Source organism: Ruegeria sp. BA2 (genome assembly GCF_056539605.1).
Genome location: NZ_JBQFVE010000002.1, coordinates 61,932 through 83,289, shown reverse-complemented (window position 1 = coordinate 83,289; position 21,358 = coordinate 61,932). Strand labels below are relative to the sequence as shown.

General features: G+C 55.1%; 20 protein-coding genes and 1 pseudogene. 8 read left to right on the top strand and 13 right to left on the bottom strand.

The window, feature by feature from the left end:
* Positions 1 to 45 precede the first annotated feature (45 nt).
* Both ACR0NN_RS05040 and ACR0NN_RS05035 read right to left on the bottom strand, forming a co-directional pair.
* Positions 46 to 834, bottom strand: a pseudogene (locus ACR0NN_RS05040) (IS3 family transposase); the annotation flags it as partial.
* Positions 835 to 1,104: 270 nt separating this feature from the next.
* Positions 1,105 to 2,007 (bottom strand): LysR substrate-binding domain-containing protein, encoded by a 903-nt coding sequence (locus ACR0NN_RS05035; RefSeq protein WP_480684032.1) that lies wholly within the window; start codon positions 2,005 to 2,007, stop codon positions 1,105 to 1,107.
* Between the two features lie 130 nt (positions 2,008 to 2,137).
* On the opposite strand from ACR0NN_RS05035, the gene ACR0NN_RS05030 reads away from it, so the two are divergent.
* Both ACR0NN_RS05030 and ACR0NN_RS05025 read left to right on the top strand, forming a co-directional pair.
* On the top strand, positions 2,138 to 3,145 hold the full coding sequence (locus ACR0NN_RS05030) for an ornithine cyclodeaminase family protein (protein ID WP_170725916.1): 1,008 nt from the start codon (positions 2,138 to 2,140) through the stop codon (positions 3,143 to 3,145).
* A 1-nt stretch (position 3,146) separates the two neighbouring features.
* Positions 3,147 to 4,673: an aromatic amino acid ammonia-lyase gene (locus tag ACR0NN_RS05025; RefSeq protein ID WP_170725913.1), complete on the top strand. Its 1,527-nt coding sequence runs from the start codon at positions 3,147 to 3,149 to the stop codon at positions 4,671 to 4,673.
* Between the two features lie 345 nt (positions 4,674 to 5,018).
* Here ACR0NN_RS05025 and ACR0NN_RS05020 read toward each other — a convergent pair whose 3' ends face one another.
* From ACR0NN_RS05020 to ACR0NN_RS04975, 10 genes are all read right to left on the bottom strand, one after another.
* Positions 5,019 to 5,708 carry a hypothetical protein gene (locus ACR0NN_RS05020; RefSeq protein WP_170725909.1) on the bottom strand — a complete coding sequence of 230 codons (690 nt, stop codon included), beginning with the start codon at positions 5,706 to 5,708 and terminating at the stop codon, positions 5,019 to 5,021.
* A 17-nt stretch (positions 5,709 to 5,725) separates the two neighbouring features.
* Positions 5,726 to 6,739 (bottom strand): ubiquitin family protein, encoded by a 1,014-nt coding sequence (locus ACR0NN_RS05015; RefSeq protein ID WP_170725904.1) that lies wholly within the window; start codon positions 6,737 to 6,739, stop codon positions 5,726 to 5,728.
* 3 nt (positions 6,740 to 6,742) lie between these two features.
* Positions 6,743 to 8,755 (bottom strand): hypothetical protein, encoded by a 2,013-nt coding sequence (locus ACR0NN_RS05010; protein WP_170725900.1) that lies wholly within the window; start codon positions 8,753 to 8,755, stop codon positions 6,743 to 6,745.
* Between the two features lie 93 nt (positions 8,756 to 8,848).
* A complete protein-coding gene (locus ACR0NN_RS05005) occupies positions 8,849 to 10,120 on the bottom strand; it encodes a phospholipase D-like domain-containing protein (RefSeq protein WP_170725897.1) in 1,272 nt (423 codons plus the stop codon).
* Positions 10,107 to 10,628, bottom strand: coding sequence for a phospholipase D family protein (locus ACR0NN_RS05000; RefSeq protein WP_170725891.1), 522 nt, complete (start codon positions 10,626 to 10,628; stop codon positions 10,107 to 10,109). The genes ACR0NN_RS05005 and ACR0NN_RS05000 overlap by 14 nt, the downstream gene beginning before the upstream one ends.
* Positions 10,625 to 10,903 (bottom strand): hypothetical protein, encoded by a 279-nt coding sequence (locus ACR0NN_RS04995; protein ID WP_170725887.1) that lies wholly within the window; start codon positions 10,901 to 10,903, stop codon positions 10,625 to 10,627. Before ACR0NN_RS04995 ends, ACR0NN_RS05000 begins: the two co-directional genes overlap by 4 nt.
* A 1-nt stretch (position 10,904) precedes the next feature.
* The gene (locus ACR0NN_RS04990; RefSeq protein WP_170725882.1) at positions 10,905 to 11,183 is read right to left on the bottom strand and encodes a hypothetical protein; all 279 of its coding nucleotides are present in this window, start codon (positions 11,181 to 11,183) and stop codon (positions 10,905 to 10,907) included.
* Positions 11,184 to 11,189: 6 nt separating this feature from the next.
* Complete coding sequence (locus ACR0NN_RS04985) at positions 11,190 to 11,447, bottom strand: hypothetical protein (protein ID WP_480684027.1); 258 nt, start codon at positions 11,445 to 11,447, stop codon at positions 11,190 to 11,192.
* 584 nt (positions 11,448 to 12,031) lie between these two features.
* On the bottom strand, positions 12,032 to 13,711 hold the full coding sequence (locus tag ACR0NN_RS04980; RefSeq protein WP_170725876.1) for a BCCT family transporter: 1,680 nt from the start codon (positions 13,709 to 13,711) through the stop codon (positions 12,032 to 12,034).
* Between the two features lie 143 nt (positions 13,712 to 13,854).
* Positions 13,855 to 15,507 (bottom strand): ABC transporter substrate-binding protein, encoded by a 1,653-nt coding sequence (locus ACR0NN_RS04975; RefSeq protein WP_170725872.1) that lies wholly within the window; start codon positions 15,505 to 15,507, stop codon positions 13,855 to 13,857.
* Between the two features lie 93 nt (positions 15,508 to 15,600).
* Here ACR0NN_RS04975 and ACR0NN_RS04970 point away from each other — a divergent pair, with 93 nt between their 5' ends.
* From ACR0NN_RS04970 to ACR0NN_RS04945, 6 genes are all read left to right on the top strand, one after another.
* Positions 15,601 to 16,533 carry a LysR family transcriptional regulator gene (locus ACR0NN_RS04970; protein ID WP_170725869.1) on the top strand — a complete coding sequence of 311 codons (933 nt, stop codon included), beginning with the start codon at positions 15,601 to 15,603 and terminating at the stop codon, positions 16,531 to 16,533.
* Between the two features lie 491 nt (positions 16,534 to 17,024).
* A complete protein-coding gene (locus tag ACR0NN_RS04965) occupies positions 17,025 to 17,441 on the top strand; it encodes a hypothetical protein (RefSeq protein WP_170725864.1) in 417 nt (138 codons plus the stop codon).
* Between the two features lie 3 nt (positions 17,442 to 17,444).
* Entirely contained in the window at positions 17,445 to 18,065 is a 621-nt protein-coding gene (locus tag ACR0NN_RS04960) for a MotA/TolQ/ExbB proton channel family protein (protein ID WP_170725862.1), read from the top strand.
* Positions 18,066 to 18,075: 10 nt separating this feature from the next.
* On the top strand, positions 18,076 to 18,510 hold the full coding sequence (locus tag ACR0NN_RS04955) for an ExbD/TolR family protein (protein WP_170725859.1): 435 nt from the start codon (positions 18,076 to 18,078) through the stop codon (positions 18,508 to 18,510).
* On the top strand, positions 18,507 to 18,917 hold the full coding sequence (locus ACR0NN_RS04950) for an ExbD/TolR family protein (RefSeq protein WP_170725854.1): 411 nt from the start codon (positions 18,507 to 18,509) through the stop codon (positions 18,915 to 18,917). The genes ACR0NN_RS04955 and ACR0NN_RS04950 overlap by 4 nt, the downstream gene beginning before the upstream one ends.
* Before the next feature lie 5 nt (positions 18,918 to 18,922).
* On the top strand, positions 18,923 to 20,266 hold the full coding sequence (locus tag ACR0NN_RS04945; protein WP_170725851.1) for a DUF4384 domain-containing protein: 1,344 nt from the start codon (positions 18,923 to 18,925) through the stop codon (positions 20,264 to 20,266).
* A gap of 89 nt (positions 20,267 to 20,355) precedes the next feature.
* Here the strand turns inward: ACR0NN_RS04945 and ACR0NN_RS04940 are convergent, their stop codons facing one another.
* A complete protein-coding gene (locus tag ACR0NN_RS04940) occupies positions 20,356 to 21,267 on the bottom strand; it encodes an adenylate/guanylate cyclase domain-containing protein (RefSeq protein WP_170725846.1) in 912 nt (303 codons plus the stop codon).
* Positions 21,268 to 21,358: the final 91 nt, after the last annotated feature.

Here is a 21,358-nt window from a genome sequence, read left to right as displayed (position 1 = left end):
ATTGTTCGTTTAGGCCATTTTCCGTTCGAAAGCGACAGGGCTTTTCTAGCCCAATGCTGAGTGCCTTCGGCGCAGGTTACGAAAGCCGTTGGTGTACTTGAAGATGGCCACTTCGGCTTCTCGACGCGTTTGCCAAGACCGCCGCCAGATCAGCTCCGCCTTGATCGTATTGAGGAAGGTTTCCACAGCGGAGTTGTCAGCGCAGTTGCCTTTGCCCGACATCGACACCCGGAACCCATGCCGGCGCAGAACCTTTTGATAATCATGAGAGCAGTATTGCGACCCGCGATCCGTGTGGTGAATGCAATCTTTGGGCGGTTGCCTGAGCGCCACGGCCATCTGCAAAGCCCTGATCACCAAATCGCGTTTCTTGCGATTACTGACGGCCCATCCGATCACCCGGAGTGACTGCAAATCGAGGATAACAGCAAGGTAGAGCCAACTTTCTCGGATCCATACATAGCTGATGTCGCCAGCCCATTTCTGATTTTGCTGACCCGCATGGAAGTCCCGGTTTAATAAGTTGGGTGCAATGTTGAAGGCGTGGTTGCTGTCGGTTGTCACCTTGTATTTCTTTGACCGTTCGTCACGGATACCGTTCTCACGCATCAGCCTGCCAACACGACGGTGGACAATGTTCAGACCCAGCTCTTTCAATTCTTCTGTCATCCTCGGTCTTCCGTAACTGCAAAGACTAAGACGAGATTGTTCTTTGAAATACGGCAAGACGACCATATCGGTCTGTTGCCTTTGGCTGGTAGGACGGCCGCGATAGGCGCGCAGGCCGCGTTCGCTGACATCCAGAACCTTACAAAGGTGGTTGGTCGGGAAACTGCATGCCCGGGAGACCGGATCAGAGGTAATAGTGGGGGTTAGGAAATGGATCGAGTTCTACAGCCGAATGCGTCCTCATTCCAACCTCGGCGGCAAGACACCAGCGGTGGTCAATTGTCTGAGAAAAGAAGAAAACCAAACCGATCAGCAGGAACAAAAAGTAGCTTAATCTACGCCGAAAACTGTCCAATAATTGGGGAGTAGCTCTTTCTTCCCACATACACCAGACTTTCCAGTGCACGATGAAGGAGTTGCTCCCGCGGAAGTAACTTATGCTCTGAATTGTAGACTCGGAGAGAGTTCATCCAGAAGGCTCTGAATCAGACGCGCCCGTCGCCCGGTCGGGGGTTCAGTATCTACGCGTTTGGGAGTAACAGCGAAATAGGCGTGTGGCAGGGGGATGCCGAGCCGAGCGGGGAAGTTGAAGTAATTATCGCTCGTGCTGGCGTCGATCAGCATTTTCGGAACGAGCGCGATTCCACTTCCTTGGGCCGCAAGTGCAAATGCGACTGCAGCTCCGCCGACGCGAAGACCTTTGCGATCATCCAGGTTTCTGGAAGTGCCTGCCACACGAAACCAGCCTGCCCAAGTCGGATGCGAGGCGTAGTGTTCTCCCCAAACCGTATGAATAAACAGATTGTCCGGTACTGAGGCAATACTGTTGTCGACAATATGCCGGGCATGAAATTCTCGAGTGCAGAAAGGAAGAGCTGTATCTTTGAATATGGGCGTGGAAGAATGCTGTGGGTAAAGGTGGCTTTCATAGGTGAGCCGAATATCGACACGGCTGCGTAGCAGATCTACAGGATCCGGTTCGATCCGCAGCTCAATACCTGTGTTGGGGTGATGCGTGCGAAAGCGAGAAACCGCAGGGGCCGCCCACTTTTCTGCCAAAGACTGGATTGTGCTGACCACGATGGGCGAGCGAACCTCCGTTTCCAAAATCTGCTCAGTGACCGCTGATATTCCCATTAGCGCATCCGAAACCACCGGGTAATAAGAGCGCCCCGCGTCGGTAAGTAAAATGCTGTTGTGAGTGCGGATGAAGAGCTTCTTCCCTAAGAATTCCTCGGCTCTCTTGACTTGCATACTAACCGCAGCAGAGGAGACGCCCAGTTCGCTTGCGGCAGAAGTGAAGCCGCCTAGACGCACGGATGCCTCGAAGGCTTTCAATGAATTGAGTGGGGGAAGCCGCATGATACGCCCTCTACTAGCCTAAGAAAATCTTACCCAAGGTTTACATTTTTCGGCCTGTCATTCCAGCGCTCAAGGCCCATGATGGCAAAAAATGAGGAAGACACTTATGGCGAAGATTGAGATCGAATATTTGGGCCAACCAGAGATTGATCAGGTGGCGCTCAACAATGATGATATTCTGGATGCCATCGAACAGGGGCTGATTGCCGCGGGCCACGGAAAGACCGTGATCGAACCGCGCATGCATCTGACACCGGACCCGGCCTTCAACGGGCATTTCAATGTGTTGCGCGGCTACGTTGAGCCGCTGGGCTACGCCGGGGTCAAAATAGTGGGAGATTTCGTCGATAACTACAAGAAGGGGTTGCCGTCTGAACTGGCCCTGTTGAATCTGTTTTGCCCACGCACGGGAGTGCCGCGTGCGGTAATTGACGCCGCTGGCATCACCGACATGCGCACCGGGGCCCTGACTGCGCTAGGGGCCAAGTGGTTAGGCCCAAAGAACCCTAAGGTGCTTGGTCATGTGGGCGCTCGCGGAACATCATACTGGAACGTTCGGCTATTGGATCACTTGTTTGATTTTGAGGAAATTCGAGTGCATTCGCGTCGCCCGGAAAGCCGCAATGCGTTTGGCGAACGGCTCAGTCATGATCTGGGTAAGAAAGTGGTTGTAACAGATGATTGGAAAAGCTGTCTGGAAGGTGCCGACATTCTGATCGAGGCGACCCGCCTCAATCAACCTACGCCAATGTTTGACCGCTCTTGGGTTAAAAAAGGAGCCTTTGTCGTCCCCTACGGTACTATGAGTGCCCTGCCGATGGATTTCACCGTGGGATTCGACAAGTTCGTAATGGATGACCTTGGGCAAATGCGGGCAGGTCATCTTGGGGCGCTCCGTCCGCATATTGATGCCGGGTTGATCAGCGAAGAGAGCTTCTATGCCGAAATCGGCGAGATAGCGGCGGGGCTTAAACCGGGCCGGGAAGCGGACGATGAAACAATTCTGTTCTGGCATCGCGGCATGTCCACCGGTGATATCGCCCTTGGTGCCTGTATTTTGGACAAGGCGCGGGAACTGGGCATCGTGCAAAACCTCCTCTACCGGGACAATTGAGATGCAGGTTCTTCGACTGGATGGATCTTCGTTGACCATTGAGGCGCTAAACGAAGCAGCGTGCGATGCCACTCAGATAGAATTGGATCCTAAAGGGCTTGATACGATGGCCCGATCCCATCGTTTGGTGGAGCATGCAATTCGCGACAAGGTTCCGGTTTACGGAGTGACCACTGGTCTCGGTGCCCGCGCCACCGAGGTGCTCAGCGCCAAGGCGCTCACGGAATTCTCGATTCAGACACTGCGTGGACGGGCCCATGCCGTGGGCCCGGAAGAGACCCCGAATGTCATACGTGCAGGACTGATCGTACGGTTGAACACACTGCTCAAGGGGTATAGCGCTGCGCGGCCGGAACTCGCGAAACACATTGCCGCCTGCCTGAACGCGGGCCTCACTCCGGTCGCCGGGCAAATAGGCTCGATTGGTGCGGCGGATTTGGTCCTGAATGCCACTATTGGACTGGCATTGATTGGTGAGGGGCGTATGTGCGATTCCGAAGGAAGCGCAGGTCTCAGCGCGGATATGATGCAATCGCGCGGTGTCACACCGTTGACACTTGCGCCGCGTGACGGGTTGGCGCTGATCAATCATTCCTGTGCAACGGCCGGCATGGCGGCGCTGGCGGTCTCGGCGGCCACGCGTGTTTTTGAGGCTGCCCAAACCTCTGCGTCTTTATCGATGGAGGGTTTCCGCGCCAATACAGGTCCGCTGGCACCTCATGTTCTCAATGTCAAACCTCATCCGGGCCAGTTGCTGGCGGCCGAGGGGCTGCGCAAGCGCTTGGCTGGCGGTGATCTATTCAAGCATGGCCAGGCGCGGAGGTTACAGGATCCTCTTTCTTTCCGGAACATCGCCCAGATCCATGGCACCACCGCATTGGCACTGTTTCATGCGCATGAATGCCTCGAATTGGAAATCAACTGCGCCAGTGACAATCCCGTCGCCTTCGCGGATACAGGCGATATCACCTCGTGCGGTGCTTACTTCACTGCCGAGATCACCAGCGCAGTGGAAACTCTCAGCCGTTCCATGGTGCCTTTGGCGATGGCACAGCTGGCACGGATGGCCAAACTCCTGGATCCCCAATTCAGTGGGCTTTCAAAATTTTTGGCACGGTCGGATAGTGCATCTAACGGCTTTGCGCCGGTAATGAAGGTGGCCGAAGCTCTGGTGAGTGAACTGACCCATGCGGCGCAACCGGTGTCAATTTGGCCCAGCGTCAATGCCAACGGGGTGGAGGATTGTTTAGCTGGCTCACCAACCGCCGTCAAAGCATTGCTTCGGATTGCCGATCTAGTGCAACGTCTCACTGCGATCGAATTGCTCATAGCTTGTCAGGCAGTGGAACTGCGCGGGGCCATTGACACACTTGGTGATTTTTTGTCGGACGTCTGCGCGCAGATTAGAGAAGTGTCCCCGGCACTCACGGAAGATCGGCCATTGGGGAATGACATCGAACATCTGACAGAACCCTTGATGCAATGCCGGTTTATTCCTGCACCGGATCAGCTTGCCGATGCTTCTTGACGCGCGGTGAACATCCGTTCTGTGCATTGACGGCCGTTTCAATCCGCAATCTTTGGCGAGCGGATAAAGACGTTCCTGAACCGTGGTCCTGCAGATTTGCCTAATGGCAGTGCACACTTACAAATCGGCTGGCTTAGCGTGCAAATCCCTCCCATGCTGATCCTTCTTGGCAACGTGGGTCTTATGCTAGCTGCTAGTTTCACTCCAAATGCCGTTGCAACCACGAACATAACCGCAATAGCCGGGCCCTTCGGCAAGAAAACAGTTTCGCGATCAACCAACAAAAAACCATTCGAAAATCGCTGGATGTCCTCTCAGTCAAAAAGTCTATTTGGTAGAAGCGGATCAAGGATGGTGCAGGTCAACTTTGGCCTGAAGCGCTGCTAGTTGCGCCTCAAGCGCGGCAACTTTGGTTTCGAGATCTGTGATCTTTGCCGCGACATCGATGGGCGCGGGATCGGTGATTTTCAGTGCGCGGCATTTGATTTCTCCGTTCGCGCCATTGAGAACAATGCTGATCGCGCCGGTGGCATCGCGTAGTGTGATCTTGGCGCCCTGCCCATCAATCGTGGCACCAGTACTTCCGTCCGACCGCTTCAGGGTGATGTCGCCATCTTGACCGTTGCCGCCGAGGATCGCATTACCGGAGCTTCCATTCAGATGGATTGTCTGTTTGTTCTGATTGTTGTGCAGAAAGAGATCGCCATCCTGATTGACACCGCCGAGACGCACCGAGGCTGTATCGCCATTCAGATGGATGGTGTGGACGGCATCGCGGTCCAGAAGCGCGATATCCCCGTCACAGCCTTTTCCACCCAGTGTCAGGTTACCCCATTGTCCGTTCAGGTGCACTGACGTCTCACCATTCGACCGCTGACAGGTTATATCGCCGTCCTGACCGCCGCCGCCCACCGTCAGATCGGCATTGCGGCAATCGAGCACAAAGCGAGAGGCGGTTCTTCTGTCGCGCCGGGCCATTATCCGGCGGCCAAGCAATTCGATGTCCTGAGTATCCAGTCTGACGTCGGTTGTCATTTGTCCCTCCTGACCCCCTAGTTTCTTATGTATTGTTGTTCCAGCTTCGATGCCTTACCATGCTCTCCAAGGAACGAAAACACCGGAATGGCCTTGGCCCGAATTTCGGAATTCCGGCTGCGGGTTACGGTTGCCAGAAGATCCATCGCCTGTTTGTCCTTGCCACCCATTGCCAGCGACCACGCTTCTGTTAGCGTGAAAAAGGGATGTTCTTTTCGCCGTTTGAACATTGGCTCGATACTCTGCCGTAGCATCTGCAGCGCCGCGCGCGTGCCATCGGGATCACGTTGCCGCAACCCTACATCAAGAAGCGAACTTGCGGCAAACCATTGTCGGTCCGCGGCATCCGTCCCACCCTTGCCCTTAGACGAAAGGTCATTGAAAACCCCCTTCGCGGTTTCGGTCGCCCGCTTGTCGGGCACGTGCCAAGCCATGAAGTAACGCGCACGCACCCCCTGGACCCAGATATTGTCGGCGAACTCCTGAAAAACAGACCGGGCGAAAAATCGGGCGGCAAACAACAGATTCCGGGGCTTTTGCGTCCGCCATTCCTTGTGATCTGTCGCCGATCGCCACGCATAGTCGATGACCAGGGCCGCCTGCGCACGTCCGTCATCCCACCCGAAATAGCCGCGCTTTTTCAATTTTTCCGTCTCGGCCACATCCAGCAGCAGCTTCGACAGAAGACGCACGGTCCTATCTTCTCTTGGCATCCGCCGCAACGGCCCCCCGTTAACCTTTCTCGGCGCTAGCACCGTCTTCAGGATTTTGCTCTCGATTTCTGGATGATGGGACAGAATCCTGCGCGCGATTTGATGGCGCATAGTTTTCAGCGAGACATGCGCAGCTTTCTGTTCCTCAATCGTCAGAATTGAATACCGGGCGATTTCGTGCCTCGTTCCGGCAAGCATTGTAACTGCCGCAAGTGCGTATTCCAAAGGATCACCCCTCTGAAACCGTTGCGCGCGCGCGTGGCCAACCACCGCGGTTGTGTCTCTGATCTGGGAAAGCGCGAGGAATTTCGTATCCATCGTTCAAATCACCTGCTGCCGGTCGAGCTTGATCGTCCACCTGTGGCGCGTGTCGCCGCCACTGCCCGTCAAGCGAAACTGGATCGAAGAGGTACCTTGATCGATTGTTTCGATAGCCGGCGAAACGATGCTCAGGTTGGAATTCGAAGACGACAGTTCTGCGATGCGCATCAGGTGGCTGAAGCCGGTACTCGCCTTTGGCGTCGCGACAAGGGCAATCTGGTCGAGTCGTTCGTTGCCAAAATCTGTACCGTCCCATTCGACACCGCAGTCGCGAAACACCAGTGGCAAGTCGTCAACGGTCCAAACTGTGAAGGCTCTGTTTTTGGTGTAGGTGTCGCCTTCTTCGATGAAATCGTCGGTCCACCACCACGCCCATTGGCCGTTGATCCCATAATGCAGATGCCAGTCGTCCCACCACTCATCTGTCTCGATCGCCTTGATCGTCTGAAACGTGGCCCTGTAACGCTGTAGCGTGTGGTTTCCCTTCTCACTCCAACCGCATTCCACGATGGCGTAGTAGCCGACCGGGATACCCGACAGGCTACTCAGATCAACTTCGACATCGAAGAACGCCGGCTCGCCAGAATTATCAGTGCCAAGCGTGAATTGCGGGCGCAGGGGCCCCGTCGCATTCTCTGCTGGATAGCCATGTGCATCCTCGAAATCGCGAAACCCTTTGTCAGCGCCGCCAAAAGCTGGATCGTCATATTGTGTGAGCTCAAGGAAATCGTCACCTTCGGACCAGTTGTTCACCCGGATATATCGCGCCAATACGATCCGTGTTCGGAGTTGCGCATTAGCGGATGGCCGGGATACTGGCGGATAGATTCGGAAGGTCAGTGGGTTTTTCTTAAGGTTCGTTGGCCAGCAATCGGTTGTGTCGCCCCAGACCGGACCCGGAAGGCCGTTGAATTCCGCATTCCACCGGCTATCGGAATGGCCGGGAAATCCACCGGACAAACCCATGCCGATCACGGCTCGGTTCGTAGGAACCATGGCGTTGTTATCCCCTAGCGGTGCGGCGGTCGTGTGTTGGCGAACAACGGTGTGTGGCGGGTGGATCTCGGCAGTTACGGGCGCATGCCCCACATCCCAGATATGCCGCCCCCAAAGCTGAACATACTCACCCCAGAAAGGCCGCCACTGACCTGGAAATGACCCTGATTCCCATTCGTTGTGCATGATTGGCACTAGATCAAGCCCACTTCCCTCGCCCTTCATCCCGGTTCCTAGCAGGTACATGTATGTCGGGTCTGGAACGATGTTCATGTTCCAGTCGCGGGTTTCATGACTGAACGGATTGTCGGTGTTCGTGATGCGGCTTAGGTCGCCAAAGCCCGAGATGACACGCGTCTTGTGATCCTTCACCGACTCCCAGTTGCCTTTGATCAGGACCGATGCCCAATTCCGGTAGTCAGCTTTGTCGGTGATGATGGTGTCGTGGCTGAAAAAATCGCAATGAGTTTCGATCCAGCGCCGAACCGAAACCGTGCTGCTCTTCGTGTCATCTTGCTGAGCGTGATGCGCCTTGGTTTCCCGAAAGCTAATGACCTCCTCGTCCTGCCTGTAAATGAGTTTATTGCGCACGACGCTGCGATGGCGGTTGTCGCGCATGACGCCGGGCGCCAATCGGGAAAGGAATTTGCGAAAACTGATATCACCGATCCCGCCGAGCGCTGCTCCCGGTACGGTTAAAGAAAAGGAGAGATCGTAATCCGCGTCGTCGTTCGTAAAAGAGACTGTCGCGTTGCCGATGGACTGTGTTACGCCGCTGACCGTCTGCGTACCAAGATGATCATCAGGGTCGGGCCAGTCTGCGTCATAAAGCTTGAACTCGACAGTATTGTTAAATTGGTACGACTTGTTGATCGACCATGTGTCGCCTTCCGACATATCGCGTTCAAGCGTCTCTACATGACTGCCATCGGTGCGGACTTTCAGGCGGCATTCGTCGTCACCCACCCAATCCTCGGTGGCGTAACACGTCAACGTCTTCAGAGTGATCGTCTTCATCTTGGAAAGAACCCTCGTTGGTGCCTGAAATCAAGTTAGCGTCGTTCCTCCTTTTGCTTATTCTGCGATCGCTACGCTCCCGAATTCCCCCAGTCAGACATTCGGCAAGGTGCTCCACAATGCATCGAATCTGGCCTGATAGGCTGCAGCGGTCTCAGCCTGGTCGGCCAAAATACTAATTTCGTGGGTGGTGTTCAGGCCGGATCGCGTCCAGTTGTGGCTGCCCACCACGGCAATCTTTTCATCCACGACGACGATCTTGGAGTGCAAGAGCACGTTCTTTTCGTCGAACTTCGTGGGGATGCCAGCCGCCTTCAGCCGGTCGAACAGGGGCTTGTTGATGATCGCGCTCAAATATGGCTCGCCCCCGTCGTCTTGATCGAGAATCACGCGAACCGACACGTTCGGAGCCACAGTTTCAAGCGCCTCGACAAGCGTTTCCGGCCCGACACCCCCATTGACAGGTTGTGCCGAGGTGCCCAGGAACATCATCACGCATACAGAACTCTGCGCGCCATTGATGGCGTCGCGGACTGCCTCGACATACGCAGCATTGACCAGAATGGCGCCGCTAGCCGGTTTTGCAGTCGCGATTGTATCCTCATACTGCTTGTGCCGGTGCAACCACGCCTTAGCTTCGCTCGCCAAGACTCCACCGGCATCGAAGCTTGCGGCCTCTGCAAATGCGACAATCGTGGATAAGACATCGATCAGCCGCTCTGCAGTGCTGCTTCCTGCCGCCGCTGTTAAGCGACGCGCAACAGTCAATGAATCCCCGAAAACAATTATCGCATCGGACGCCTCGAAAACTCCTATTAGTGTTACTATCCCCGGCGAACCTGTAAAAGCCGCCAGCGTCGGAGAGGTCAATCCCGGGCGCGGACGATCTATATAGGCAGTTTCGCGCAACTTCCTGATCCCAGCCGGGCCGATTCCATTGATGTCTTGCAGATCATCCAGTCCGGCACCGGGGTGATGACCCAGATATCGCGCGACGTCTCGCGCAAGGGCATCCCCCAGCACAGGCAATGCAACGCGTTCTGCATGCGTGGCGCTGCGCAAGCCGGTCGGGATGGCCGCCTGCACGGTCTCGTGCCAATCCGGTTCGTCGTCAAAACTACGCCTCAACGGGGCGGCTGCAAGAGCCAGCCAATCCTCGGCGAAGGCAACGGTGCGCTGTGCCAAAAAAGATTGGCGATCCGCATCCGATATTGGGATATCCTCTGCAATACTAGGAATAACGGCCGCAGAAAGCGACACGAGCTGATCTGCCAACGTTTGTAACTCTGTCGCCGAAAACGCCGCTCCGGATTGCGCTACCCAATCCTCCACCACGATTTTGGCTCGACCATCAGTCAGCGGCACGAGGCACCCCCTTTCCTCGGCTCCACAGATCGACAAACTCCGCACCCAGTCGCATTGCAGGAGCACCGCTAACAAGTATCGCGTCCTCGATGTTCAGCCGGAACCCATCATCGGTCCAGTTCTGGCTTCCCACCACTGCGACGTCATCCAACAGTACGAATTTCGCATGCGATCCCAGCCTGCCGTCCCCATGGCCGAGCGTGCGTCGTACCGGTATCCCCGCTCGGTCGAGGTACAGCGCCGAAGCCAGATTGGCCGTCATAATATCGGCTGCATTTGCATCTCCGGTGACCATGACCCTGACATCGACGCCCCAGCGTTTGCGCTCGATGATCGCCGACAGCAAATCAAGCACCAACCCCCTGATATCGCGTTGCGGACGGATATCGCAGATAAAGACGGACGCCCAAACTCTCCGCCGTGCCCGCTCGACTCCTGCAAGAGTGAAGTCGAAATAGGACCGATCCTCGACCCGCGCTGTCGCGCCATCTGCAAAGGCTATGCTCATGCGCTCCAATCCCTCAGTTCAGCAAGTCGCAGATCCAGCGGATTGATACGTTCTGCGATCGCGAGATCTTGCTCCTGTGCCAGAGCCTTTCGCCGAGTAAGCTGCTGCAGCCGCTCAATTTTCTCGGCATCGGACATGTTTGGATCAGTGGCGATCGTGCCTTCGATGCGATGGATTACCATGCCTATGGCGCGGTTCGTCGCCCGGTAGGCATGATAAAGCCGCTGCAGTTTGACCGCGGCCCTGTGCGTTTTCGTGGCTTCGTCGCGTGTCATCTCACCCCCATGGCCATTCGAATTTGATGCCGGGTCCATCGTTCCAGTCGGGCGTCGCTTCGCCGCCCCCAGGAAGGGGGACGCCTGGAACCTCGAAATCGTCGAAAGGCCCTCCCGGCTCATCTGGATCCGGGGAATAGTCGCCCAGTCCAAACGGGTCTGGGTCCTCCCAGTCCGGGTCGTAGTAGTCATCGGGCAGATCGAGATCGATGTCGTCCGTATCCCCCGTGCAAATTTCGCAGGTCAGTTCCTTCCACCAGTTGCCGAGGTTGAACGACATGGCCCGCTACTCCAGTCCAAATTTCTCGAAGGTTCGCCCGATCAGATCGCGCAGCTCATCGACCGAATATACCTGTATATAAAGCAGCCTTAGTCGTTGCCGCTCGGAGGCATCATCGTCCGGTGAAACCGCCAGCATGGCGTTGAGCGCTTCATCTTTTGCGGCTTGAAGACCCACGGCGTTGACACGCGCCGTCAAGGATGTCGCCTGTCCGACAGAAACGGCAGAAGACGACGGAAGGGGCTTCAGAACAATCGGTGTCAACATCGGACTGTACGCAATCAAAAGCTAAGAAATATGTCTCAAGCTAACACAGATTGCCTGATTTCCAAAATGGCGCGATCAAAAGCATTGAAGATGTCTGCTGTGACAGACTGCTTCTGAGGCTACTCGCCTTGATATTTCTGTTTGCTAACACCCTAATAGTCTTTGAAGGAAAGTGTGGAGTTTTTTGCGATATAATATCAGCCACGAGACCCGTATGTTTGCTGACGTTGTGGGTCAACAATGCGTGATGCAGGATAACACCTTATTCAGCCACAATTGCTTCCAAATCACGGGATGGCACTCTGAATTGGCGATAGAAGAACAATTCATACAAATTCACTTAGCTCGGAAATTTTTCACATTCGAATGAGATCGCCTTTACCTTCTAAAGCGATCCTTAAGGGTGCGATACCTGAACAGCATTCGATCCTATAAGAAGGGTAATCGCGTGTGACAGAACCAAGTTGGAAACTAGACACAGCACAGCGTCTTAACCTGCGCTTTTTTTGAATTTTTGTTTGAGCCTTTATCATATTTGTGACCCCGGTTTTGTGCCGGGGTCACAATTGGATACTCGAGTACTACTCAGCAGGCATCGTTGATGTTTCTGGATCAATAGTTGATGCAACACCGGCGGCTTCACGGCGTCCGTCATTCCAGATCGCTTTGATCAACGCGATGCACATCAAAGCCATGACGATCGAGAACGGCAATGCCCCGATAACCATCGCGGTCTGAATGGCTCCGGTTCCGCCCGAGATCAGAAGACCGCCAACCACCAAGGCCAACGCAGCACCCCAGAACATGATGTGCGGACGTGCCTTAGGCCCTTCGTCTCCAGCTGCGTTGATCGTATTCACGATAAGCACGGCCGAGTCCGCTGAGGTGACAAGGAACGTCATCAACAGCACAACGATCACAACTGCCATGGCCCAAGCCAGGAACTCAGCAATGGGTGCGAGCATATAGGTTGTCATGGCAAAGATCTTGTCGCCATTGGCCGCATCAAGGATCACACCATTTGCGCCGCCATTCAGTTCCAAATCAATCGCTGTGCCACCGGCCCAGGCGAACCAGACAAAGCACATCAGCGACGGCACAATCATCGCGCCCAGTACGAATTCGCGGATTGAGCGCCCGCGCGAGATGCGTGCCAGGAACAGCCCAACAAAAGGTGCAAACGCGATCCACCAGGCCCAATAGAACACCGGCCACCAGCCCTGCCATTGTGCCAGCAGGAAGGATTCGGAACCCTCGACGCCGTCAGAAGTGTAAACATTGAAGCTGAGCCAAGGCAGCGCGACCAGATAGTCCCAGATGCCTACAAAAAAAGCCTTGGCGCCGAAGAATGTCGCTCCGAACAGGATGAAGAAACCCAATAGGAAGATCGACAACGCCATGTTGATGTTCGACAGCCACTTAATGCCTTTGCCAACACCGGACAGAGCCGACAGTGTCGAGGCCCCCATGATAACCAGCAAGGCGACAATGATACCCAGTGTTGTGGCTGAGCCATCGGTATTCGCCAGACCGCCGATGCCGATACGCGTCAAGCCCGCGACGAACTGCTCTACACCAAATCCAAGTGTCTGCGCCACGCCAAGGATCGTCGCAACAACGGCAACGATATCGATCAAGTGACCGAGGTTACCCGAAAGTGCCTTGCCAAACAGTGGCGTTAAGGATGAGCGGATCGTCAGTGGAAGACCGCGGCGATAGCTGAAGAACGCCAGTGCCAGACCAGCAATCGCGTAGCATGCCCAAGCGCCCAGACCCCAATGCAGGTAGGACCAAACATAAGCGGTGCGCACGTTGTCTGCATCAAGTGCGGTCGTTACGCCTTGAATAACCGATGGGTTGTTCTTGAAATGGGCCACGGGCTCCGCAACAGCCCAGGTCAACATTCCAACACCGATACCGGCACCGAACATCATGGAAAACCACGAGAAATTGGAGAATTCCGGCTTTTCGCCATCAACACCCAGGTTCAGACGGCCGGCAGCTGGCCAGATGGCCAATCCGATACAGACGATCACAAACCCGGTGACAACCCAGATATACCACGCGGCAAACTGAGCCAGAATGGCTGCGTTCCAGTCGCCGAGAATCCTGCCAGCCTGGGTTGGCCAAACGATGCACCAGACAACCAGAAGGCTAATGATGATCTTACTGATCACCGTCACGTTTACGCTGAACCCCCGATAAAAACCGTTGTCAGCGGTCTTAATCGGAAGTTCTGAAAGAGGTGGCTTTATTGCCATAATTAATTTCTCCCTGAGTTTGATTATTGAGCGGGTAATTCTGCCTTGATCACCCTTTTCGCCAGAAACCAATGAGACCAACGACGCACACCAGTTGCCTCGCCAATCTCATTGGATCCGGGGAAATATGTTTGCCGATTTTCTCAGCTTTCGAGAGCTAACTTATGCACGTGAATTTCGTTGATCGGGTGGCTTTCCGCGCCGATGACGCCGGGACGGGAATGGCGATACAGAGACCGCCAATAAGGTTGAATTATCGTCCCGTCATCTCGCATAAACTGCTCGATTTTTTCCATGTGACCACGCCGCGTTTCTGCGTCAGCTATTGCCGAGGCTTCTTCAAGCATTGCGTCAAATTCGGAGCTAGCAAGGCCGGTTTCGTTCCACGCCACGCCTGATTTATAGGCAAGGGTCAGTACCTGAACGCCCAACGGGCGATGACCCCAATCTGTCGAACTGAACGGGTATTTGTTCCAATCGTTCCAGAACGTGTTGCCCGGCAATACGGTACGCTTAACATTCAACCCGGCATCACGGAGCTGAGCCGCAAGCGCGTCGGTTGTGTTTCGGCGCCAGTCATCGTCAATCGAGAAAATCTCATGCTCATAGTCGAGCATTCCGACCTCTTCGAGCAATGCACGTGCGCCCTCAACATCCTTTTCCGGAGCTCCGATGTCGGCATATTCCGGGTGAATGGGGCAAACGTGATGGTTTTCACCCAGCGTCCCACGATTGGCGTACCCCAATTCCAGCAACACTGCATTGTCGCAAGCCATCGCCAGAGCGCGGCGAACACGAGCATCCTCATAGGGTTTGACCCCGTCCACTTCGGCGTCGCGGTTTGTGCGCAAAACCATAGTGTTAGCAGAAACGGACTCGCTCTGATTCCAGCCAATGCTTTCATAGATGTCGACAAATTCTCCGACCGTTTCATAGGTCATGTCGATTTCTTCGGCTTCTGCCGCAGCCAAATGAGCTGCGCCATCGGTGCCGTAGTCGATGAACTCGATCCGATCCAAATAGGCGCCTTCGCCCCACCATTCGTGATCTGTGTTCTTCTCCAGAACAACCTTTTCCCCCACCAGATACTCAACCAGTTTGTATGGCCCTGTACCAACCGGATCATTCGCCGGATCACCTGACCAACCGTCAGGCACGATTGCTGCGGGATATTCCGTGACCGCAGGAATAATGGTGATGTCCGGTCGCGTCAGCTTGAGCTTCAGCGTCAGATCGTCGACCACTTCCAGCGCTCCATCCGCTGGACCATCGCCGGCATCATTCTGCAAGGACCCCATGCGCGCGGCCATGGAGTTGCCTTCCCAACTCCCATCACACCATCGACCAAAGTTATACGCGACATCTTTAGCCGTCAGCGTGCCACGCCCATCATTCCAGTTCACGCCTGGCCGAATACGCAGAACGTATTCGGTTGCATCGTCATTCACTTCCCAACTTTCAAGCAACCGGGGTTCGAACGTGCCGTCTGCGTTATACTGGACGAGGTATTCCAAAAATCCGCGGACCACGTTTCCAAGTTGAGGCCAGTTATAAAGCGGTGGATCAAGCTGAGCGCGCACGACTTGCTGAATTCGAATGGTCCCACCTGGCTGAATATCGGTTGCGGCCTGCGCAGGCTGCGACAAACCAAGCATCGAATAGGCTGCCGACGCCGACAGCCCCAGTGCAGTCGCGCGTGTCAGAAACTCGCGACGACTAAGGGTGCCGTCAGCTACTTCGTTGGCGTGCATGGTAATCGCTGGGTGAATGGTTTGGTTGTGGTTGTTACCGGTCATCTATGGCTCCCATGTTTTTTGGAAGGCTGCTTATGAGCCCTTTTTTATAATTTTTGATACATATCTGGTCCGTTTTGCAGTAGCTGAGTAGTTATGGATGACATTAACAGGATTAATACCAACCTCAGCCGCAATCTGGTGGCGCTCTATGCCTTTGAAATGGTGTCACAACATGGGAACTTTACCAGCGCAGGTGAGGCACTTGGGCTGACACAATCCTCGGTCTCGCAGCGGATCAAAGGGTTGGAGGCTGATCTGGGCGTCGTTTTGTTCAAACGCGAGCATCGAGGGGTCTCGCTAACGAATGAGGGCCTCAGACTTCTCAATGTGGTCAGTCCGGCGATGCGGCAAATGGGATACGCCGTTGACTCGTTGATCGATCGCAGGTCGAAGCCCAGGGTCCGGATTTCTGCTGATTTTGCGTTCTCGACATTCTGGCTGCTGCCGCGATTGGGGTATCTTCGAGAGGAAATCGGGGATGAGATCGAAATTCAGATTCTGGCCTCAACCGTGCCACCCGGTCTGGATGATACCGATTGCGATATTCAAATCCACGTTGCGCCAATAAACCAAATCAGACCAGATGAAATATTACTGTTGGAAGAGATTGTAGCTGCAGTTTGCAGCCCGCAGCTATTGGATAAGATTGGACCAATCCGATCAGCCGCCGACCTGTTAAATGTTCAGCTTCTTAGCTTGTCAAAGCCCGCAACTGCCGCGTGGCAAACCTGGCAAGGATGGTTCGACCATTTAGGCGTAACAGGCGAAAGAAAGAGAAACTACATTAGTTTCAACAACTATGACATGGTGACCCAGGCCGCTTTGTCTGGCGAAGGCGTGGCTTTGGGGTGGATTGGCTTGATCGATGATCTGCTCAGTAAGGGTTCTCTGGTCGCTGTAACGGACGATTTGGTCTCCAGCAATGCTGGTTATGTAATGTCGCGGAGTCATACTAGCTCGGGCCGAGGTCCCAAGCTTGTGTTCGACTGGATCGCAGAACAGGTTCTCGCGACAACTTTGAAATAACGCGTCTTCGGGCTACCCAAGTGATCCCACCTTTAGGTCGCCCCAAGTTGAAGATCGACTACCAAACAGCGAGGATAAAATCGGCAGCTAAAGCTCGATTATCCACGTAACTTTTGATCTGCAATGTCCGGACGAAAATGTTCGCGACAGGTTGCAACAAATCACCTTTGCAAGACAGTGCCTTGTGTCGGGAGCAAGTACAAACTGCGTTCGTGGCTCTATTGTGCTGCTCAGAATTGGTATTCTGACAACCTCAAATTCATTGAGCTGCAATTCCTAAAGACTGTTACTTCATCAGCCTATTTCGATGCTTTCTAACGACCTACCGCGCGCTTTCGGAAGGGTTGCCCGTTGAGGAAGATAGCAAACAGGCTTTTGTCTTTTTAGCTTAGCGCTGTTGCTGCAATGATCAAACATGGCCTAGGATTCACCAAAGGGTCAGAGTTACCACTCATTAAAAGAAACATGGCGTGAAAAACAGGGAACCAAATATGAGAATAGGAATTGTCGCGGCACTGCTGGTGGCGCTATCGCCCGTGGCGGCCCATGCGGAAGAGGGTAAACTGTCGATCGAGCTAAATAAGTTCGAATCCGGCGAGAACGGCGGATGTCGCGCCTTCTTCCTGTTTCGCAACCAGACGGGCAACAGTTTCGAAGCCTTCGAGATGTCGCTGGCCATACTGGACGGCAATGGCGTGATTGATCGGCTTTTGTCCATCGACGCAGCCCCCCTTCCCGTCCAGCGCACGGTTTTGAAACTATTCGAAATTCCTGAGATCGACTGTGCCAATATCTCGGAAGTTCTCTTGCACGACCTTCCCGCATGTACGCCACAAAATGCCGAACCCATTGATTGCTTCCCGCTGCTTGCGTTGGCGAGCAAAACCTCAGCAAGCTTGGCGCAATAAGTGATGTTTGGGTTTGCAGATTTGGGCACAGGTGGACCGATCCTGATCGTTCTTGGAGCGCTATCATTGCTGTCGCTTACGGTGATCGCATTCAAGGTCATCCAGCTCGCCTCGGTGCGATCCGGCGCATCAGCGCGCGATGCCGCCCTTGTTCAATGGTCCAAAGGAGATCGGCAGGCCGCTCAGACCGCTGTGGCGTCCGGCAAGTCCCCGGCAGATCGGGTCTGTGCCTACGCAATGCAAGCACTGATCGATGGCTTCAAAGGCCCCGCCCTGACGGCAGAACTGACACGGCGCGGCAATCTTGAGTTCACGGCGATGAATACATGGATACGTGTTCTGGAACTGATCGCGATGATCTCACCCCTGTTGGGCCTTCTGGGCACGGTGACCGGCATGATCCAGTCGTTTCAGGAACTGGAACTTGCACAGGGCGCAGCCAATGCGTCGGTCCTTGCGGGCGGAATCTGGCAAGCGTTGCTGACAACTGCCGCCGGGCTGCTCGTGGCTATTCCTGCCGCCATCGGCGCCTCATTGCTTTCAGGCCGGGCCGAAGCCGGCGCGCAATCGATCGAAAACGCGGTGGGCCAACTTATGATACTTGAAGAACGCGGCGCGCATTGAGGGACTGCAGATGTCGCGCGAGATCAACCTAAACCGACGCACACCGACCCGGCCACTAATTTCACTGGTGCCGATGATCGATGTGATGTTGATTTTGCTGGTCTTCTTTATGGTGACTTCGACCTATCTGAATCTCGACATGATCCCGGCGCTGGCGCAATCCGACCGCCCTGCTCCGGCTTCGGTGAGCACACGTCAGGACGCATCAGGCGTTCTGCTTATCCGCATCGGCGCGGATGGCGCTCCGCATTTTCAGGGCAGGCAACTGGAACCTGCGGCACTGACCCTTTTGCTGCGTGAACGCCTGACGCAAAACGCGGCCACGCAAGTCATTATCTTGCCCACCGGCAGCGCCCGGCTGCAATCGCTGGTTTCGGTGATGGATGTGGTCACGCAGTCAGGCGTGGTCAATCTGCGCGTCGTTCGGCTTGAGGGGCGGCCATGAAGATCACACGCCCGGTACCTCGCCGTCACCCCGAAACAATCATCGCCCTGATAGATGTGGTGTTCTTTCTGCTGGTCTTCTTCATGTTGATCGGGCGGATGGATGCTACAGCACCGTTCGACGTATCACCCCCCGTGGCGCAAACCGGCGCGGATATGCCCGCAGGCGGTTTGACCCTATCGGTCAGCATCGACGGAACACTCGCGCTGGACGGAACCGAAGTGACCGGCCCAAGTGCGCTGCTACAGGTGCAGGCGGCCTTGGACGGAAACCCCGACCTGCTGATCCGCATCAACGCTCATCAGGACGCCGCGCTGCGCGAGGTTTTGCCGCTGATCGCCGAATTCGAAGCCTCAGGCGCGCGGGATGTGGTTTTGGTCGTTACTCCACCCGGGCCGATCCGGTGATGCGCGTGCCGTTTATTTGGGGCACAGCCCTGTTGTGCTCGGTTGCCCTGCATGCGCTGGCTGGTTTGGTTCTGTTGCGCTCGGTCGATCCTGACCCTGTCAACGAACAGCCGGTGCCGGAAACCAGAATGCAATTGTCTGCACATAAGGTCACCCAAAGCACCGCGGTTGAGGCGCAACCCGAAACGACCACCGCCCAAAGCGAAGACGCGGCGGGTGCACAAGTGCAACAAGGCGCGATCCCGCAATCCTCAGCCACATCCATAAGTGTTCCCTCAATCGAGCTTCGCCCAGAGGATCAGGCCGCGCGCGAACAAGCTTTGACCCCGGTACAGGATAAACCACTATCGCTTGAAACTGCTGAGGTTACAGCCCCCCCTTTGATCGCAGCCAGTCTGCCGCTGAACGCGGTTGAGACCGGGATTGCGCCTACCCAAGCGGTGACCCTTGTGGCGCCAAGAGCGGAAAGCGCAACAGCCGTGGAAGCGCAGCCGGTTGCGTTGACCCAGACGCTTCCTGAAGCCGAAACCGCCAAAGCCACTGATGTGTTCTCGGCCGCTGGCGATGGTCCGGTAGACCCAGTTAGCCTGGCCGCGTTCCAAAGCTTCACTCGACCTGAAGATGTCGGCCAAAGTGCACAAGACCTGCGTGACGGGATCGACGGGCTGTTATCGCAAGTCCCCTGCGCCCGGTTGCAGGTTCAGTTCCAACCCGAGACCAACACACTAGAACTGATCGGTCATATCCCCGAAGATGGTCTGCGCGACCCCGTCTTGTCCGCCTTGCAGGCGCGGATGGGCGAGAACATTCAGGTGGCTGACAATTTACTGATCCTGCCACGCCCGCAATGTGGCGCGCTGAGCGGGATCTCATCTGTCGGCCTGCCTCAATCGACGGATCAGATCACCAACCCTCTGCTCGTGGGCGAAGACGTCCATGCGCGCGAATTCAGATACACCCAAGGTCAGCAGCTGGTGCTGGACCTCACCGGAGCCGACTATGACGCCTATATCTATGTCGATTTCTTCGATGCGGCAGGACAGGTGATACATCTCAGCCCAAACAGTTCTGTTTCGCTGACGAAAACTCCGGCCAAGGCACCGCTGAAAATCGGCGCAGAACAACAGGGTGATCCCGGCCTATTCATCACCATCGGGCCACCCTATGGGCAAGAGATCGTAGCGGCGTTTGCCTCATCAGTGCCCCTACATGCAGGCGACCGCCCGCTTGTAGAACCCGCAGGCCCGTATCTGGACTTCCTTGCTCAGAGCGTGACCAACGCGCGCGCCGCGCACCCGGACTTCAAAGGCGAATGGGTCTATTTCTTCGTAACGACCTCAGCTCGTTAAGATCATCGGGTTTGCCCGACGGCCGCCACAGCTACGCGGGCTCTTCACTACAAAGACTTTTCAACTCAACCATCGACGCGCCCAATTCTTCAGGCAACGTTCTTTGGAGCAATAAGTCGACCAAGAACATCAAACTGCAAACAGACCTTTGAATGTTGAATAGGCAGAGTGGGAGAAATCAGCCCGCTATCGGCCAACATCACCGTCTCACGTTTCAACTGTATTTCTCGACCGGAGTCGGTTTTAACATAGGTACCCGACGTGCTGTGATCCGATAAAATAAGCTTGCCGTCCTTGATTTTGATAACGGCATGAAGCCGGGATACCCAAGGCTGAGGCAGAACAACGTCGCAGTCGGGGGATCGGCCAATTTTTAACTCACCATTCTCATAACACTGCCACGACTGGTCTTCGAGGCTCAGGAGTAAGGTTATGCGCTCGGTCGTTCTCCAGTGATCTTCCGTTCGACCATAAGACGACGGCAATCTGGTCTGGGTGAATGGGTCGGAATCAGGGCTGACCAAGGAATAGGCCATCGTCTGTTCGCTGAGGCCCTTCAAGCTCAACCGCCCGAGCGGCTTCAACAATCGCCGCAAGTCCTCGGGCAACAAGGCAGCGGCATCTTCGCTCACGCAAGCCTCGCCAGGATTGGCAGCGGTTGCAAGACGGGCGGTCAGGTTAACGGCCTCACCGTATACACCTTTCTCGGCTATCACGATCGGTCCGAAATGCATTCCAACATGCACCGAAAGCGAAGTTTCTGACGAACCTCCAATCAGCTCCATAGCAGCAGCAAGTGCGGCATCGGCATCAGAAAAATAGCTGAGAACATCATCACCTTTTTGACCGACCTGAACACCGCCATGCTTTGCTAGTACGCGGCGCAATCGATCCAGTTCCAGCTGTAACAATCGTTGTGCTTCGCCGTCTCCCACAGCTTTGTAGAGCGGGGTGCTGCCTGAAATATCTGCGATGATCAGGATGGCGAAAGTGGAATTCACGTTCAATCCTCGGGTAGAGTTAAGGCACAATCGGACAATATGTGTTACTGTATATACCCGACATTCTCATATTGGGCGTATTTTATGATGA

Bases quoted from the DNA above. Each gene is read 5' to 3' on its own strand.
- ACR0NN_RS05030 (WP_170725916.1), top strand. From the start codon at position 2,138: ATGGCGAAGATTGAGATCGAATATTTGGGCCAACCAGAGATTGATCAG.
- ACR0NN_RS05025 (WP_170725913.1), top strand. From the start codon at position 3,147: ATGCAGGTTCTTCGACTGGATGGATCTTCGTTGACCATTGAGGCGCTA.
- ACR0NN_RS05020 (WP_170725909.1), bottom strand. From the start codon at position 5,708: ATGACAACCGACGTCAGACTGGATACTCAGGACATCGAATTGCTTGGC.
- ACR0NN_RS05015 (WP_170725904.1), bottom strand. From the start codon at position 6,739: ATGGATACGAAATTCCTCGCGCTTTCCCAGATCAGAGACACAACCGCG.
- ACR0NN_RS05010 (WP_170725900.1), bottom strand. From the start codon at position 8,755: ATGAAGACGATCACTCTGAAGACGTTGACGTGTTACGCCACCGAGGAT.
- ACR0NN_RS05000 (WP_170725891.1), bottom strand. From the start codon at position 10,628: ATGAGCATAGCCTTTGCAGATGGCGCGACAGCGCGGGTCGAGGATCGG.
- ACR0NN_RS04995 (WP_170725887.1), bottom strand. From the start codon at position 10,903: ATGACACGCGACGAAGCCACGAAAACGCACAGGGCCGCGGTCAAACTG.
- ACR0NN_RS04990 (WP_170725882.1), bottom strand. From the start codon at position 11,183: ATGTCGTTCAACCTCGGCAACTGGTGGAAGGAACTGACCTGCGAAATT.
- ACR0NN_RS04980 (WP_170725876.1), bottom strand. From the start codon at position 13,711: ATGGCAATAAAGCCACCTCTTTCAGAACTTCCGATTAAGACCGCTGAC.
- ACR0NN_RS04975 (WP_170725872.1), bottom strand. From the start codon at position 15,507: ATGACCGGTAACAACCACAACCAAACCATTCACCCAGCGATTACCATG.
- ACR0NN_RS04970 (WP_170725869.1), top strand. From the start codon at position 15,601: ATGGATGACATTAACAGGATTAATACCAACCTCAGCCGCAATCTGGTG.
- ACR0NN_RS04965 (WP_170725864.1), top strand. From the start codon at position 17,025: ATGAGAATAGGAATTGTCGCGGCACTGCTGGTGGCGCTATCGCCCGTG.
- ACR0NN_RS04960 (WP_170725862.1), top strand. From the start codon at position 17,445: ATGTTTGGGTTTGCAGATTTGGGCACAGGTGGACCGATCCTGATCGTT.
- ACR0NN_RS04955 (WP_170725859.1), top strand. From the start codon at position 18,076: ATGTCGCGCGAGATCAACCTAAACCGACGCACACCGACCCGGCCACTA.
- ACR0NN_RS04950 (WP_170725854.1), top strand. From the start codon at position 18,507: ATGAAGATCACACGCCCGGTACCTCGCCGTCACCCCGAAACAATCATC.